The 15,207-nt window shown below is 34.4% G+C and carries 19 protein-coding genes; all 19 read left to right on the top strand.

Annotation, left to right across the window (positions count from 1 at the left end; genetic code table 11):
• The first annotated feature begins 11 nt into the window (after nucleotides 1-11).
• The 19 genes from fliG to flhB all read left to right on the top strand — a co-directional run bounded on the left by fliG (nucleotide 12) and on the right by flhB (nucleotide 15,180).
• Nucleotides 12-1,028, top strand: coding sequence for a flagellar motor switch protein FliG (gene fliG, locus ACTYA4_RS10295; protein WP_443481411.1), 1,017 nt, complete (start codon nucleotides 12-14; stop codon nucleotides 1,026-1,028).
• The gene (gene fliH, locus ACTYA4_RS10290; protein WP_443481410.1) at nucleotides 1,021-1,767 is read left to right on the top strand and encodes a flagellar assembly protein FliH; all 747 of its coding nucleotides are present in this window, start codon (nucleotides 1,021-1,023) and stop codon (nucleotides 1,765-1,767) included. The genes fliG and fliH overlap by 8 nt, the downstream gene beginning before the upstream one ends.
• A 3-nt stretch (nucleotides 1,768-1,770) precedes the next feature.
• Nucleotides 1,771-3,087, top strand: a complete 1,317-nt coding sequence (fliI, locus tag ACTYA4_RS10285; protein ID WP_443481409.1) for a flagellar protein export ATPase FliI — start codon at nucleotides 1,771-1,773, stop codon at nucleotides 3,085-3,087.
• A gap of 4 nt (nucleotides 3,088-3,091) precedes the next feature.
• The gene (fliJ, locus tag ACTYA4_RS10280; RefSeq protein ID WP_443481408.1) at nucleotides 3,092-3,544 is read left to right on the top strand and encodes a flagellar export protein FliJ; all 453 of its coding nucleotides are present in this window, start codon (nucleotides 3,092-3,094) and stop codon (nucleotides 3,542-3,544) included.
• Complete coding sequence (locus ACTYA4_RS10275) at nucleotides 3,545-4,186, top strand: MotE family protein (RefSeq protein ID WP_443481407.1); 642 nt, start codon at nucleotides 3,545-3,547, stop codon at nucleotides 4,184-4,186.
• Between the two features lie 44 nt (nucleotides 4,187-4,230).
• The gene (locus ACTYA4_RS10270) at nucleotides 4,231-6,384 is read left to right on the top strand and encodes a flagellar hook-length control protein FliK (RefSeq protein WP_443481406.1); all 2,154 of its coding nucleotides are present in this window, start codon (nucleotides 4,231-4,233) and stop codon (nucleotides 6,382-6,384) included.
• 16 nt (nucleotides 6,385-6,400) lie between these two features.
• The gene (gene flgD, locus ACTYA4_RS10265) at nucleotides 6,401-7,030 is read left to right on the top strand and encodes a flagellar hook assembly protein FlgD (protein WP_443481405.1); all 630 of its coding nucleotides are present in this window, start codon (nucleotides 6,401-6,403) and stop codon (nucleotides 7,028-7,030) included.
• A 12-nt stretch (nucleotides 7,031-7,042) separates the two neighbouring features.
• Complete coding sequence (locus ACTYA4_RS10260; RefSeq protein ID WP_443481404.1) at nucleotides 7,043-7,429, top strand: TIGR02530 family flagellar biosynthesis protein; 387 nt, start codon at nucleotides 7,043-7,045, stop codon at nucleotides 7,427-7,429.
• 76 nt (nucleotides 7,430-7,505) lie between these two features.
• Nucleotides 7,506-8,384, top strand: a complete 879-nt coding sequence (gene flgG, locus ACTYA4_RS10255) for a flagellar basal body rod protein FlgG (protein ID WP_443481403.1) — start codon at nucleotides 7,506-7,508, stop codon at nucleotides 8,382-8,384.
• Nucleotides 8,385-8,441: 57 nt separating this feature from the next.
• Nucleotides 8,442-8,663, top strand: coding sequence for a flagellar FlbD family protein (locus ACTYA4_RS10250; protein ID WP_443481402.1), 222 nt, complete (start codon nucleotides 8,442-8,444; stop codon nucleotides 8,661-8,663).
• Nucleotides 8,653-9,081, top strand: coding sequence for a flagellar basal body-associated protein FliL (gene fliL / locus ACTYA4_RS10245; protein ID WP_443481401.1), 429 nt, complete (start codon nucleotides 8,653-8,655; stop codon nucleotides 9,079-9,081). Before ACTYA4_RS10250 ends, fliL begins: the two co-directional genes overlap by 11 nt.
• A gap of 37 nt (nucleotides 9,082-9,118) precedes the next feature.
• Nucleotides 9,119-10,117: a flagellar motor switch protein FliM gene (gene fliM / locus ACTYA4_RS10240; RefSeq protein ID WP_443481400.1), complete on the top strand. Its 999-nt coding sequence runs from the start codon at nucleotides 9,119-9,121 to the stop codon at nucleotides 10,115-10,117.
• Entirely contained in the window at nucleotides 10,107-11,288 is a 1,182-nt protein-coding gene (gene fliY / locus ACTYA4_RS10235; RefSeq protein WP_443481399.1) for a flagellar motor switch phosphatase FliY, read from the top strand. The genes fliM and fliY overlap by 11 nt, the downstream gene beginning before the upstream one ends.
• Nucleotides 11,289-11,313: 25 nt before the next feature.
• A complete protein-coding gene (locus ACTYA4_RS10230; protein ID WP_443481398.1) occupies nucleotides 11,314-11,676 on the top strand; it encodes a response regulator in 363 nt (120 codons plus the stop codon).
• 25 nt (nucleotides 11,677-11,701) lie between these two features.
• Nucleotides 11,702-12,367 (top strand): flagellar biosynthetic protein FliO, encoded by a 666-nt coding sequence (locus ACTYA4_RS10225; RefSeq protein WP_443481397.1) that lies wholly within the window; start codon nucleotides 11,702-11,704, stop codon nucleotides 12,365-12,367.
• Nucleotides 12,360-13,025, top strand: a complete 666-nt coding sequence (gene fliP, locus ACTYA4_RS10220) for a flagellar type III secretion system pore protein FliP (RefSeq protein WP_443481396.1) — start codon at nucleotides 12,360-12,362, stop codon at nucleotides 13,023-13,025. Before ACTYA4_RS10225 ends, fliP begins: the two co-directional genes overlap by 8 nt.
• Before the next feature lie 14 nt (nucleotides 13,026-13,039).
• On the top strand, nucleotides 13,040-13,309 hold the full coding sequence (fliQ, locus tag ACTYA4_RS10215) for a flagellar biosynthesis protein FliQ (protein ID WP_443481395.1): 270 nt from the start codon (nucleotides 13,040-13,042) through the stop codon (nucleotides 13,307-13,309).
• 4 nt (nucleotides 13,310-13,313) lie between these two features.
• A complete protein-coding gene (gene fliR / locus ACTYA4_RS10210) occupies nucleotides 13,314-14,090 on the top strand; it encodes a flagellar biosynthetic protein FliR (protein ID WP_443481394.1) in 777 nt (258 codons plus the stop codon).
• 1 nt (nucleotide 14,091) lies between these two features.
• Nucleotides 14,092-15,180, top strand: coding sequence for a flagellar biosynthesis protein FlhB (flhB, locus tag ACTYA4_RS10205; protein WP_443481393.1), 1,089 nt, complete (start codon nucleotides 14,092-14,094; stop codon nucleotides 15,178-15,180).
• Nucleotides 15,181-15,207: the final 27 nt, after the last annotated feature.

The following is a 15,207-nucleotide window of genomic DNA, read 5'->3' as shown; positions in this document are numbered from 1 at the left end:
AGAGTCAATAAATGGCAAGACGAGATGCAAGTGAACTAACAGGGAAGCAAAAAGCAGCGATTCTTCTTATATCGTTAGGTCCAGACGTTGCTGCTTCCGTATATAAACATTTAAGTGAAGAAGAAATAGAAAAACTGTCATTAGAAATATCTGGGGTTAAAAAAGTGGAAAGCACTTCAAAAGAGGAAGTTTTAGAAGAGTTTCACAATATAGCCCTTGCGCAAGATTATATTTCACAAGGCGGGATAGGCTATGCGAAAACAGTGCTGGAAAAAGCGCTTGGAACAGAACAAGCGTCGGTTATTTTAAATCGATTAACATCCTCCTTACAAGTAAGACCTTTTGATTTTGCAAGAAAAGCGGATCCTAGCCAAATATTAAATTTTATTCAAAATGAGCATCCACAAACGATCTCGTTAATATTATCGTATTTAGATCCAACACAAGCAGGGCAAATACTGTCAGAACTACCGCAAGAAATGCAAGCAGATATTGCAAAAAGAATAGCAGTAATGGATAGTACATCTCCGGAAATAATTAACGAAGTGGAACAAGTATTAGAAAGAAAATTATCAAGTACAGTTACGCAAGACTATACACAAACGGGTGGCATTGAAGCGGTTGTAGAGGTATTAAATGGCGTAGACAGAGCAACAGAACGGACAATACTAGATGCCTTAGAAATCCAAGATCCAGAATTAGCAGAAGAAATTAAGAAGAGAATGTTCGTATTTGAGGATATTGTGACATTAGATAACCGAGCCATTCAACGAATTATTCGAGATTGTGAAAATGAAGATCTTATGCTTGCATTAAAGGTTTCTGGTGATGAAGTAAAAGAAATTGTTTATAGCAATATGTCAACAAGAATGGTGGAATCTTTTAAAGATGAAATGGAATTTATGGGTCCAGTAAGACTAAAAGATGTAGAAGAAGCACAATCAAGGATTGTAGCAATTATTCGTCGCCTAGAGGATGCCGGTGAAATTGTAGTCGCACGTGGCGGAGGAGATGATATTATTGTCTAGATTAATTAAGTCAAAATGGGCAGGCCAACATTCATCCAATGAAAAGATTATTTCAATAAAATATCTTCATTCGCTTGAAAATGCAGAGAATGAATTACATCCTGGACATCAAAAAATGTTAGAAGAAGCAGCTCAGGAAGCCAATTTAATTCTTCAAAAGGCAAAGGAACAAATAGACAAACAAAAAGAACAGTTTGTTTTTGAAAAACAAAACTGGGATACAGAGAAAAAACTACTTATAGAAGAAGCGAAAACAATAGGATATAACGCGGGATTAGAAGAGGGCAGAAATATAGGGTATGATGAATTTCGTCAACATATTCAAAGTGCGCAAGACGTAGTAGAGGCTTCGAAAAATGATTATCAATCCTATATGCAGTCTGCTGAAAAAACGATTTTGCAGCTTGGAATAAAAGTTGCCGAAAAAATAATTAACGAAAGTATTTCAACGGACAATGAGTATTTTTTACATCTAGTGAAAAAAGTGTTGCAAGAGACACAAGCACAAAAAGAAATTCAATTACATGTTCATCCAAGTCAGTTTGAATATATCTTATCTGAAAAGGAAGAGTTGTTAAACATATTTCCCATACAGCCTAATCTTTTTGTTTTTCCAAATGAAAATGTATCAGAAAATGGCTGTATGATAGAAACCGCAAATGGAAGAATTGACGCCAATATCGATACACAGTTACAGCTAATTAAACAAAAACTGCTTGATATATTGGAGAGTGAATAAGGAATGAAAGCGGAAGAACTTCTTTCCGAAATTGATACAATCGATTCTTTAAAACGATATGGAAGAGTAAAAAAAGTAGTTGGTTTAATGATTGAATCACAAGGGCCAGAAAGTTCAATAGGGGATGTATGTCTTATTCATATTGGTACAAAAAACAAACGGGTAATTAAAGCAGAAGTTGTTGGCTTCAAAGAAGAAAATATTATGTTAATGCCTTATACAACCCTTCATGATATTTCTCCGGGATGCTTCGTAGAAGGGACATCTGAACCATTACAAATAAAGGTAGGGGCTGGACTAGTCGGTACGGTTGTCGATTCATTAGGAAATCCATTAGATGGCTCTGCTCTTCCCAATGGACTAAAGCAAGTACCAATAGATCAAGAACCTCCGAATCCGTTAAAAAGACCGCCTATTTCTAATCCTATGGAAGTAGGAATTCGTTTAATAGATGGATTGCTTACTGTGGGTACAGGACAGCGTTTAGGTATTTTTGCGGGAAGTGGTGTCGGAAAAAGCACATTGCTCGGTATGATAGCAAGAAATACAAAAGCTGATCTTAATGTAATAGCCCTAATAGGGGAACGAGGTAGAGAAGTTCGGGAATTTATTGAACGTGATTTAGGTCCAGAAGGGTTAAAAAGGTCCATTGTCGTAGTAGCAACTTCTGATCAACCGGCCTTAATGAGAATTAAAGGTGCTTATACAGCTACCGCAATAGCAGAATATTTTCGAGATAAAGGCTTGAACGTAATGTTGATGATGGATTCTGTTACACGGGTTGCGATGGCACAGCGGGAAGTAGGACTAGCAGTTGGTGAACCCCCGACAACAAAAGGATATACTCCCTCCGTATTTGCGATACTGCCAAAGCTATTAGAACGCACGGGGACAAATGAAAAGGGAAGCATTACCGCATTTTATACCGTTCTTGTAGATGGAGATGACATGAATGAACCGATTGCAGATACAGTTCGAGGGATATTAGACGGTCACATTGTAATGGATAGGGAGTTAGCAAATAAAGGCCAATATCCTGCTGTAAATGTACTGAAAAGCATCAGCAGGGTAATGAATCATATTGTTTCAAAAGAACATATTCGTGCAGCAGAAAGATTAAGGGATTTATTAAGCACGTACATGAATTCGGAAGACTTAATCAATATTGGTGCATACAAAAAGGGATCTTCTAAAGAAATTGACACAGCTATTAAATTATATCCCACTATTTTATCTTATATTAAGCAAACTACAGATGAAAAAGTCTCAATGGAGGAAACGTTTCACTTGTTATTATCATTAGTAGGAGCAGGGGATTAATGTTATGAGCTATACATTTAAATTTGAAAAAATTTTAACGATGAAAGAACGAGAAAAAGACGAGGTTCGTGCTACTTATAATCAAGCAGTTAAACGATTTGAGGATGCTGCCGAAAAGCTTTATGAACTGTTAAAGAAAAAAGAAAATCTTGAAGAATACCAAGCAACAAAGCTTAAAAACGGACTTTCTGTACAAGAAATAAGGCATCATCAGCAATTTGTTGTTAATTTAGTTAAACTGATTGATCATAGTCAAAAAATGGTTGTAAATGCTAGAAACTCAATGAATTTCTACCAAGAAAAACTAATGGAAAAAAATATAGAAGTGAAAAAGTTTTCCAAAATGAAAGAGAAGGATGTTAGGGAATTTAATCAATTTGCAAAAGCGTTAGAAGCAAAACAAATGGATGATATTTCTTTGCAACAATATATGCAGCCAGGAAAGTTAGGTGGCTAAATGGAGAATTTAGTAGAAGAAAAAAAGAAAACATTTAATTTTTTTCAACGGTTTTTATTAGTATTTGTTATTCCGACAGTGTTTGCCATCGTTGTTTTATTATTATTAATGATTTATTCGGGAGCAGACGTTTTGGAAAAAGGAAAAGAGCTGGCAAATAATCTTCCTTTTTTAAGTTCAGAAAAAGCGTCAAGTGAAGAAAAGGCAATCGATCAGAGTAAAAAAATTCACGAATTGGAAAACAAGCTATCTGATCAAAATAAAGAAATCTCTAAGCTTCAATCTGAGTTAGATAACAAGATGAAGCAAGTAGGAACGCTGCAGTTGGATAAAGAAAAATTGCAAAATAAGATGGAAGCACTGCAAAAGGATCAGGAACAAACAGAACAAGCATTTAATGAAATTGTCAAAACATATGAAACAATGTCAGCAAAAAGTTCAGCAGCTATTCTTGCTAAGATGAATGAGCAGGAAGGGTTGAAAATATTAGCAGCACTTAAACCTGCAACGCTTGCACCAATTTTAGAGAAAATGGATCCACAAAAAGCATCTCAATATACAGAACTTTTATCAAAAACAAGTGCTCAAAATAATACAGAAGCAAACAATGGATCAACTACAGAGGCAAATTTAAATAATTAGATCATTGGTTAAAAAAATCCTGTTATGTGAAAGGAGGTGAAAAGGTGCAACTTGGCCTCGACTATAAAGTGTTATCGCCAAATAATTCTGGCGTTGTTTTTGGACAATCATCAGTTAATAGTAACAAGTTTCAGTTGCTGCTTAACACATTGAATCAAACAAAAGGACCAGAATTAACCGAAAGCAACGATATTTTACATGCAGATGAAGAAAAGAAAGCTAGTTTACATGCGTTATTGCAAGTGTTAACAAGTGAAAATAGCTTATTAATTGATGCAAATTTATCTGTTAATCAAAAAGAAAGCGATATCCAGCAAGATGAAGATATAATACAACATTTGTTAACTAATGTGAATGACGATTCTGAATCAAAAGGAATGGATCAATCAGCCACACAGTTAAATCAACTGCTAGAAAATGTATATACCGAAGTAGAGCAGAAGCTTTATCAATTTTTAAGCACTTTTCATTTTGAACAAACAAGTGAGGATATGTTTACGGATACAGACTTCCCTGAATTGGTGAACACGATAAAAATCTTGCAAATGGCTGAAAAAGAAACTTCTACTTTAAATAAGGAAGATGAAATTTCAGAAATAGTCGAAGCATTAACGAATTTAGTTGAGAATTTAATAAATCAGACAAGTATGGCTGAGCAAGAGAAGATATCAAACAGCAGCATTACAGAAAAAAAATGGACTATTAATAGGAATCCTCTAAATTCTGGTTTTGACAACATAGAAAAGAATATGGTTCAAAAGGATGTCCAACCTTTACAATCATCAAGTTTAGTAAGTGATGATCTTAAACTAACTGGAATGAATGATGTGATAAAGGAATCAGCAATTGTTGACATAAAAAACTTACATAGAGAAAGCACTGAGGAAAAACAAAATAATCTATTAGATTCATTGACCATTGCTGAGCTAGTGAACTATATGCTGAAAAATGGTGCAGAAGAAATTCCAATGCAACAAACAGAAAAAATCGAATTTAGTAGTAAACAACCAGTAAATACAGAAGAAAAACAAAAAAATCTGTTTGATTCATTGACCATTGCTGGGTTAATGGAATATATGCTGAAAAACGGTATAGTAGAAATTTCAAAGCAACCGGATAAAACAGAATTAAGCAGTAAACAACAAGTAAATGCCGAGGAGAAGTCTCAAAATTTACTTAATTCAATGACTGTTACTAAGTTGATTGAATATATAAAAAGTGTGATGGAAGAAGTCCAGATTCAACAACCTGGAAACGAGGAATTAAGCATCACACAACCCGAAAGTATAGAAAAAATGCAACAAATCCCACAAGCGCTAATTAACGGAAACAGCAACAATGAGACAAGAAATTTAGGCTTGGCTAATATAGGATATCCATCTTATATTCAGCCGGTTCTACTTCCTGCTGATAAACAAATGAAGCACGTAACTAGCCAAGTGAATAACAAGGATGGTTTTTTTGAAAAAGGAACAGATTCATCTAGTCCTATCATGAAAATACAATCACTCGCTTCCAGCATTATCGAGAAACTAAATACAACAAATAAAACAGCAGAAAAACCAATTGTGATGTATCCAAAAATGATCAACCCATTAATGGTAGAGTCATTAAAGAAACAAGAATCGACAATATCTGCATCTACGATTCATCTTGAACCCAATGCAGAAAAAATCGAAGCAGATACAAAAACATCTATTTCAATTGGACAATTGCAAACGTCTTATCCAACAAAGCAGCAGCCTTTACAAATTTTAAATGCAAACGGCAACCCCGTTTCATCTAATCAATTGGAAGAGCAGTTAAATAAGATTTTTTCAAATGCGTCCTATATAAGAAATGGTGACAGTCAAAAGTTTACATTAAGACTAGCTCCTGAACATTTAGGATCTATTAAAATTGAAGTATATCAAAAAGAAGGCACAATACTAGCAAAAATTTTAACAGCTACACCGGAAGCAAAAGAAGTGCTAGACTCTCACCTAACAAGTCTGAAGCATGGATTAAGTTTGCAAAATTTAGTTATTGATAAAGTGGAAATTGCATACACTCCACCTGGACAACAGGAAAAAATGAATCGAGACCAGCAATCACATCAACAACAGCAGCAACAGCAAAAACAAGAGCAATCATCACATCAAGAACAAAATAAACAGAAGAAATCTTTTTTAGAAGAACTTCTGAATATAGAGAGTTAAAATAGGAAGTGAAAAGATGGCTAATACGATTGATTCTTCTTTGTATCTATCGAATTATCAGAAAAACACTGCTAAAACTGGTAATTCAAACTTAGGGAAAGATGACTTTTTAAAAATATTAATAACGCAATTGCAGCATCAAGATCCAGCTAATCCAATGGAAGACAAAGATTTTATTGCGCAAATGGCTACTTTTTCATCTTTGGAACAAATGACCAATATGAATACAACGATGAATAATTTTATTAATCTTCAAAAGCAGTCCAATCTTATTTCGTATAGTCAATTTGTCGGCAAAGAAGTAAATTGGCATAAAGCAGAAACAGATGATTCAGGGAATGAAGTAACCACTTCTGGAGCAGGCAAGGTGATATCAGTATCCTATAAAGATAATACAGCAGAATTTACGTTAGAAGATGGCTCGAAACTTTCATCTGAAAATATCTCTAGTATGAATGATAATGATAATAATCTTGTAGAAGCAAGCCAGATGATTGGTAAAATGGTGACTTATTTGGATGATAACAAAAACGAACAAAGCAATGAAGTGAAGTCTGTTTCCTTAAAAAATGGTGTGATTTATTTTACCTTAAACGATGATACTAACAGTCAAATCACTTCTAATAAAATGATAAAAATTGAATAGGAAGTGATTTTTATGGATAAACAAATTTATCCTACCTATAAATCACAAGCAGTCATCGCTAATGGCATAAATGCGATTAAAGCAAAAGGCAATCATTCAGCATCCTTTTCAGCCCATTTGCAGCAGTCAATCAGCTCGGTTGATAAGCTGAACATCAGCAAGCATGCAAATCAACGCTTACAACAAAGAGGGATTGTGATAGATGAAACGAAATGGGAACAAATAGAAGCAAAAGTAAAACAAGCAAAACAAATGGGTGTCAAAGAATCACTTGTTTTACTAAATAATGCAGCACTGATAGTAAGTGCAAAAAACAATACCGTAATTACCGCAATGGATCGGGAAGAAGCATCACAACAAATATTCACCAATATTAATGGCACGATTGTACTGAATTAAAAATATGGCTGGACCTAAAAGGGGGCCGAGAGCTGTGGAGTGATAGAAGCAGCTAATCTGAAAGGAGAAAAAATAAATGTTACGTTCATTATATTCTGGAATTAGTGGGATGAAAAACTTTCAAACAAAACTTGATGTGATTGGTAACAATATTTCCAATGTAAATACTTATGGATTTAAGAAAGGAAGAACGACTTTTAGCGACCTAATCAGTCAAACCTCAGCAGGTGCAACAGCACCAGACGGTACAACTACTGGTGGTATTAATGCGAAACAAATTGGATTAGGTGCTCAAATGGCTTCGATTGATACTTTACATACTCAAGGTAGTATGCAAACAACTGGAAGAACACTTGATTTGGCTGTTTCGGGTGATGGCTATTTTGTTTTGCAAGCTCCTGGAGATACAACTGATAATTATACAAGAACAGGAAATTTTTATTTAGATGCAGATAGAAATATTGTTAGTACAAATGGAATGTTATTGCAGGTTGAAAATGGTATTTTGAGTGAAAATGCTGATGGTACTCCTAACTATAGAAATAATAATGTAGTTGGTGGAACAAAAATTCCTAGTACTGCCCAAAGTTTCAGCATTGGTGCAAATGGTTTAATTACATATATCGATGCTGGTGGGAATACGCAAGAAGCTGGTCAAATTCTGCTTGCAAAACCTGCGAATCCAGAAGGTTTAACAAAAGCAGGAGCAAATACGTTCCAAGCTTCCAATAACTCAGGAGCTCTTTCTGGAGATCCTGCTGTTAATCGAGGATTAGTAACTTCTGGACAAGATGGAACAGGATCCATTAACAGCGGATTTTTAGAAATGTCAAATGTAGAACTTTCAGATGAATTTACCGACATGATTGTTGCACAAAGAGGTTTCCAGTCCAATACAAAAATAATTACAACATCTGATGAAATCTTGCAAGAACTAGTTAACTTGAAACGATAATAGAAGGAGGATCAGAGACTAAGGTAACTCAAAACTTTAGTTTCTGAATACATAACAGTGATAAGTGTAACTCGATTAAATGGAAAAAAATTTAAACTAAACGCCCTGTTTATTGAATCAATTGAATCGTTTCCAGATACTACTATTACATTAGCGAATGGAAATAAATACGTTGTAAAAGAAAGTGAACAACAAATAGTGGAATTAGTAAAAGATTATTATCAAACTGTTAACCTTTTCGGATTACCGAATATAGGAGAGAACTGTAATGAAGAATAATAAAGTTGTAATGATCATGCTCGTTTTGCTCCTTGCTATCGCAATCGTTGGGACAGGTGCATTTATCTATTTAACAAAATTTGCTGGAGATCAAAAGAAGAAGGAACCAACAATTGATGAAGTGATTGAGGCGTCGGTAGATGTTCCTGAAATCACCACCAATTTAGCAAGTGATAATTTTATTAAAATATCGTTTAAAATTCAAACAGATAGTAAAAAAGCAAAAGAAGAGTTAGAAAAAAGAAATTTTCAAGTGCAAAATATTATCATTCAAGAGCTTTCAGAAAAAACGAATGATCAGTTAAAAGGGAAAAAGGGGCAAATAGATTTAGAGAATGATTTAAAAGATAAAATAAATGGACTGATGCAAGAAGGGAAAATCGTTCAAGTATATATTACCAATTCTCTCCTTCAATAAAATATAATGGGATAACGATGACGGAGGTGAGGTTTTATTGTCAGGAGATGTTTTGTCCCAAAATGAAATAGATGCACTATTATCTGCATTATCTTCAGGAGAAATGGATGCAGATGAATTAAAAAAAGAACAGTTAGAAAAAAAGGTGAAAGTTTATGACTTTAAACGCGCCTTACGATTTTCGAAAGATCAAATACGAAGCTTAACACGTATTCATGAGAATTTTGCGCGGTTATTGACTACTTTCTTTTCGGCGCAATTAAGAACATATGTCCAAATTTCAGTTACTTCTGCAGATCAAATTCCATATGAGGAATTTATACGGTCTATTCCGAAAATGACGATTTTAAACGTTTTTGAAGTACCTCCACTTGATGGAAGAATATTAATGGAAGTGAATCCTAATATTGCCTATGCCATGATGGATCGAATGATGGGCGGCAGGGGAACGAGTATTAATAAAGTCGAAAATTTAACCGAAATAGAATCAAAAATCATGTCCAATACATTTGAAAATGCATTTGACCACTTGCGAGAAGCATGGGAAGAATTGGTGGAAATCGAAGCGGCATTATCAGAATTTGAAGTGAATCCGCAATTTTTACAAATGGTTTCACCAAATGAAACAGTCGTTGTTATTTCATTAAATACTACAATCGGTGATATAAGTGGTATGATTAATTTATGTATACCACATGTAGTGTTAGAACCGATATTACCAAAGCTGTCAGGTCATTACTGGATGCAGACAGAAAAAAAAGAACCAGAGCCGGGAATAACCCGTCAGATAGAGAAAAACATTGAACAGTCTATTGTTCCAGTAGTAGCTGAACTAGGTACATCGGATATTTCTATTCAAGATTTTTTAATGTTAGATATTGGTGATGTGATTGAAATGAATCAATCGATCGATCAGCCCTTGCTAATTAAAGTTGGTGATATTCCTAAATTTATCGGTCAGCCTGGAAAAGTAAATAAAAAAGTTGCTGTCCAAATATTAGGGACTTTAGAAAGGGGGAATGAGGATGGTAAGTAAAGATATGCTTTCACAAGATGAAATTGATGCATTGTTAAGAGGTGATAATCCTTCTGAACCACAAGAAGAGTTAACGGTGGAAGATTATTTATCTTCTATCGAACAAGACGCATTAGGAGAAATTGGAAATATTTCATTTGGAAGTTCTGCAACAGCACTGTCGACTTTATTAAATCAGAAAGTGGACATCACGACACCAAATGTTGGGGTCGTGATTAGAGATAGGCTTCCTGATGAATTTCCAAATCCATACGTTGCAATTCGTGTCAATTACACAGAAGGGTTTTCCGGTATGAATTTATTAGTGATAAAACAATCGGATGCCAGCATCATTGCGGATTTAATGTTAGGTGGAGATGGGTCTAATGCTTCTGAAATGATGGATGAAATCCAACTTAGTGCTGTACAGGAAGCGATGAACCAAATGATGGGTTCTGCTGCTACCTCTATGTCCACTATTTTTAGCAAAAAGGTAGATATTTCACCGCCGTCCATTGATCTTCTTGATTTAATGCATGGAGAAGGAACAGATAGAATACCGAGTGACGATATCTTTGTAAAAGTATCCTTTAGATTAAAGATTGGAACCTTAATTGACAGTAAAATAATGCAATTATTGCAATTGCCATTTGCTAAGAGTTTAGTAGATGGATTAATAAATGCAAATAATAGTTCAGAAGAAGTGTTCAACACGCCTGAAGTAGACTATAATTCTGGTAATGAGCCAATAGTACCGAACCAGCAACCAATGATGGATGCTAATTATCGGGAAAGTAATCATAAAGATGAATCGAATCAACAGGCTCAACCGCAGCATTTTGGCTCAAATTCTTCTTTTGGCAGCCAACAAGCGAATGTGCAGCCAGCTGTATTTTCTAATTTTGAACCATTTACTCCAACAGAACCAGAAACAAAAAATTTAAATATGTTGTTGGATATTCCATTGCAAGTGACGGTTGAATTGGGTAGAACAAAACGTTCAGTGAAAGAAATTTTAGAGCTTTCATCAGGTTCTATTATTGAACTTGATAAACTCGCAGGAGAGCCAGTCGATATTCTTGTTAATAATCGACTTGTTGCCCAAGGAGAAGTGGTTGTTATTGACGAAAACTTCGGTGTAAGAGTAACCGATATTGTCAGTCAAAGCGATCGATTAAATAAGTTAAAATAATATCATTATATGGGGGTAGAGATTAATGGCACAAAAGATTTTAATAGTAGATGACGCAGCATTTATGAGAATGATGATTAAAGACATTTTATCAAAAAACGGCTATGAAGTAGTTGGAGAAGCAGCAGATGGGGCACAAGCAATCGAGAAATATAAGGAAAGTCAACCTGATTTAGTAACGATGGATATTACGATGCCTGAAATGGATGGCATCACAGCATTAAAAGAGATTAAAAAAATTAATCCAAACGCTAAGGTTATCATGTGTTCTGCGATGGGACAGCAAGCGATGGTTATTGATGCTATCCAAGCAGGGGCAAAGGATTTTATCGTAAAACCGTTTCAAGCAGATCGAGTATTAGAAGCCATCGGTAAAACATTAGGTTAATTTCATAAATTAGAGGGTGCCATTAGTGAATAAATTAAAGTTTTTTTTAACAAGTTCACTATTTATCATTGCTCTGCTAGGCTTGGGTCATCAAGCCTATGCAGAGCAACTTGATAACAGTGTTCATAGTATGTTCGAAAAGTCAAAAAATGATACAAAGAACAAGCCGGAGCAGCCTGACAAAAAAGAGGAAATAAACAAGGTATCAACCGGTGTAGGATTAACTTTTTTTGATTTTGTAAAAATGATTGTCGCTACGGTATTTGTTATTGCACTTATATATAGTATTTTGAAGTTTATTAATAAACGAAATCATGTGTATAAAAGTTCACAATTAATAGAGAATATAGGCGGTACAACGTTAGGAGCTAATCGATCGATTCAAATTGTAAAAATTGGGAAAAGGTTGTTAATTGTCGGAGTTGGAGAAAGTATACAATTAATTAAAGAGATTGAAGACGAATCCGAATATAAGGAAATAGTAGAATCGTATAATCGTAAAATGGATCAGTTAACACAGCCAAGCGATATTGTGACAAAGGTAATGCATGCTGTAAAAATGCAGCCTGCGAAAGAAAAAAAGCAGGATTCATTTGCCGTGCATTTAAAAAAGCAATTACAAGAAATATCAATAGGACGCAAAGAAATGTTAAAAGAAATAGATAAGAAAGGGCCAGAAAAAAATGAATGAGTTTATACAGTTTTTTAATAACAGTTCTCCTGAAAATGTTTCCACTTCGGTACAGCTGTTATTATTGTTGACCGTCCTTTCTTTAGCACCAAGCATCTTAATATTAATGACTTGTTTTACTAGAATTGTTATTGTTCTTTCCTTTGTCAGAACAGCGCTTGCAACACAACAAATGCCACCTAACCAAGTAATTATCGGATTATCCTTGTTTTTAACTTTTTTTATCATGGCACCTACCTTTCAAGAAGTGAATGAGAAAGCGTTGACTCCGTTATTTAATGAAAAAATAACGTTAGAACAAGCGTATGATCATGCAGCCATTCCATTTAAGGAGTTTATGAGCAAACATACAAGGCAAAAAGATTTGGAACTTTTTCTTAAATATTCAAATGCAGAAGAACCTAAGTCAGTTCAGGATATCCCTCTGACAACATTGATTCCTGCTTTTGCTATTAGTGAGTTAAAAACGGCGTTCCAAATCGGATTTATGATCTTTATCCCTTTTTTAGTAATAGACATGGTGGTAGCGAGTATTTTAATGTCAATGGGGATGATGATGCTTCCTCCCGTTATGATTTCTTTGCCATTTAAAATATTATTATTTGTCCTCGTTGATGGATGGTATTTAGTTGTTAAATCTTTATTAGAAAGCTTTTAAGTAGGTGAAAAAACATGTCTTCCGAAATGGTAATTTCAATAGCAGAAAACGGGATACTAACCGTTATGGTTGTTAGTGGACCATTACTAATCATTGCTTTAGTAGTCGGATTAGTGGTTAGTATTTTTCAGGCGACGACTCAAATCCAAGAACAAACGTTGGCATTTGTACCTAAAATAGTAGCCGTACTTTTAGGGCTGATTTTTTTTGGCTCATGGATGCTTAGTCATATGCTTTCCTATACAGCAAATATCTTTTCTAATCTAACAAGGTTTATTGGTTAATATAATGATTGAATTTTTACCAAAATTTCCGGCATATTTATTAATATTTGTACGTGTAACATCTTTTTTTCTTATGCTTCCTTTATTTTCTTATCGGACCATTCCTTCATCTCATAAAATAGGTTTAGGTTTTTTTCTTTCTATTATTATGTTTATTAATATGGATCCACCGTCCATTTCGATTGATGGTATATACTATTTGCTTATTATAAAGGAAGCGCTTATCGGTTTATTGATCGGATTTTTAGCGTATATGTTATTTTCCGCTGTCCAGACTGCTGGAGGATTAATTGATTTTCAAATGGGTTTTGCGATTGCTAATGTAATCGACCCGCAAACAGGTGCTCAAAGCCCTCTTACTGGTCAATATTTATATACGATCGCCTTATTTTTTTTATTATCTGTTAATGGTCATCATTTGTTGTTGGATGGCGTGTTTTACAGCTATCAATTTATACCCCTTAACCAGGTATGGATAGCATTTGGCGATGAAAATTTAATTGCTTTTATCATAAAATCATTCGCACTTATGTTTACCATCGCATTTCAGATGTCCATCCCTGTTGTAGCGAGTATTTTTTTAGTGGACATTGGATTAGGAATAGTTGCTAGAACAGTTCCACAATTAAATATATTTGTTGTTGGTGTACCGGTTAAAATCATTGCTGGATTGATTATTATGATGATTGTTATGGGTGTATTAATGGCTTCAGTTTCTAAGTTGTTTTCCACCATGCTGACAGTCATGAGGGAAATGATGAACATAATAGGTGGTTCGTAAGATGAAATATTTATCCTTAAACTTACAGTATTTTGCTGGAGAAAAAACAGAAAAAGCAACTCCGAAAAAAAGGCAGGACACACGAAAAAAAGGACAGGTTGCAAAAAGTCAGGATGTTAACACAGCTATTGTACTGCTTGTGGTGTTTGCAGTTCTTCATTTTACAGGCAGCTATATGCTCAAAGGATTTATTGCAATAATGAAGCATTCCTTTCAAGAGTTTATGTTATTGGATCTGACAGAGCAAAATTTACAGCATATTTTTTTGCAGATTTTGAAAGAAATAGCTTTCATAGTAAGCCCGATATTAATAGCGGCCATCGTGGCAGGTTTAATTGCCAATTATATGCAAGTCGGTGTGTTATTTTCAACAGAAGCGATTCAGTTTAAATTAGAAAAAATTAATCCAATATCTGGATTTAAGCGTATTTTTTCCTTACGTTCTATTATAGAGCTGTTAAAATCTATACTTAAGATAAGCGTTATTGGAGTTGTAACCTTTTCTATTTTATGGTTACAGTTTAGTGAGCTGTTGGTCTTATCATATAAATCTGTCTATACTTCCTTAATAACATTAGCTCAACTAACGATTCAAATGGGTCTATATGGATCTGGTGCATTGTTATTATTATCGTTGCTTGATTATTTATACCAGCGATATGATTTTGAAAAAAATATTAAAATGTCAAAACAAGATATTAAAGATGAGCACAAAAATATTGAGGGGGACCCTCTCATTAAATCCAAAATCAAGCAGCGGCAAAGAGAAATGGCTATGCGTCGAATGATGCAGGATGTTCCAAATGCAGATGTTGTGATTACCAATCCTACACATTATGCTATCGCATTAAAATATGAAGAAGATAAATACGATGCTCCCTATGTAGTAGCAAAAGGGATTGACTTTGTCGCTCAAAAAATAAAATTTATAGCAAAAGAAAATGATGTAGTGATGGTTGAAAATCGACCGCTTGCAAGAGCTTTATATAGTGAAATAGAGGTAGGCGATGTAGTGCCCGAAGAATTTTTTAAAGCTGTGGCTGAAATTCTTGCTTTTGTCTATCGGACAAGAAACGAAAAGTTACATTAAATCATGATTTTTGTTGTTATTTGTTTG

This window comes from Niallia yueguangensis (assembly GCF_052663115.1).
This window is presented reverse-complemented; position numbering and strand designations above follow the sequence as displayed.

Bases quoted from the DNA above. Each gene is read 5' to 3' on its own strand.
- fliY (WP_443481399.1), top strand. From the start codon at position 10,107: ATGGTAAGTAAAGATATGCTTTCACAAGATGAAATTGATGCATTGTTA.
- ACTYA4_RS10260 (WP_443481404.1), top strand. From the start codon at position 7,043: ATGGATAAACAAATTTATCCTACCTATAAATCACAAGCAGTCATCGCT.
- fliP (WP_443481396.1), top strand. From the start codon at position 12,360: ATGAATGAGTTTATACAGTTTTTTAATAACAGTTCTCCTGAAAATGTT.
- flhB (WP_443481393.1), top strand. From the start codon at position 14,092: ATGAAATATTTATCCTTAAACTTACAGTATTTTGCTGGAGAAAAAACA.
- ACTYA4_RS10230 (WP_443481398.1), top strand. From the start codon at position 11,314: ATGGCACAAAAGATTTTAATAGTAGATGACGCAGCATTTATGAGAATG.
- flgG (WP_443481403.1), top strand. From the start codon at position 7,506: ATGTTACGTTCATTATATTCTGGAATTAGTGGGATGAAAAACTTTCAA.
- fliI (WP_443481409.1), top strand. From the start codon at position 1,771: ATGAAAGCGGAAGAACTTCTTTCCGAAATTGATACAATCGATTCTTTA.
- fliJ (WP_443481408.1), top strand. From the start codon at position 3,092: ATGAGCTATACATTTAAATTTGAAAAAATTTTAACGATGAAAGAACGA.
- ACTYA4_RS10275 (WP_443481407.1), top strand. From the start codon at position 3,545: ATGGAGAATTTAGTAGAAGAAAAAAAGAAAACATTTAATTTTTTTCAA.
- flgD (WP_443481405.1), top strand. From the start codon at position 6,401: ATGGCTAATACGATTGATTCTTCTTTGTATCTATCGAATTATCAGAAA.
- fliG (WP_443481411.1), top strand. From the start codon at position 12: ATGGCAAGACGAGATGCAAGTGAACTAACAGGGAAGCAAAAAGCAGCG.
- fliQ (WP_443481395.1), top strand. From the start codon at position 13,040: ATGTCTTCCGAAATGGTAATTTCAATAGCAGAAAACGGGATACTAACC.
- fliL (WP_443481401.1), top strand. From the start codon at position 8,653: ATGAAGAATAATAAAGTTGTAATGATCATGCTCGTTTTGCTCCTTGCT.
- fliR (WP_443481394.1), top strand. From the start codon at position 13,314: ATGATTGAATTTTTACCAAAATTTCCGGCATATTTATTAATATTTGTA.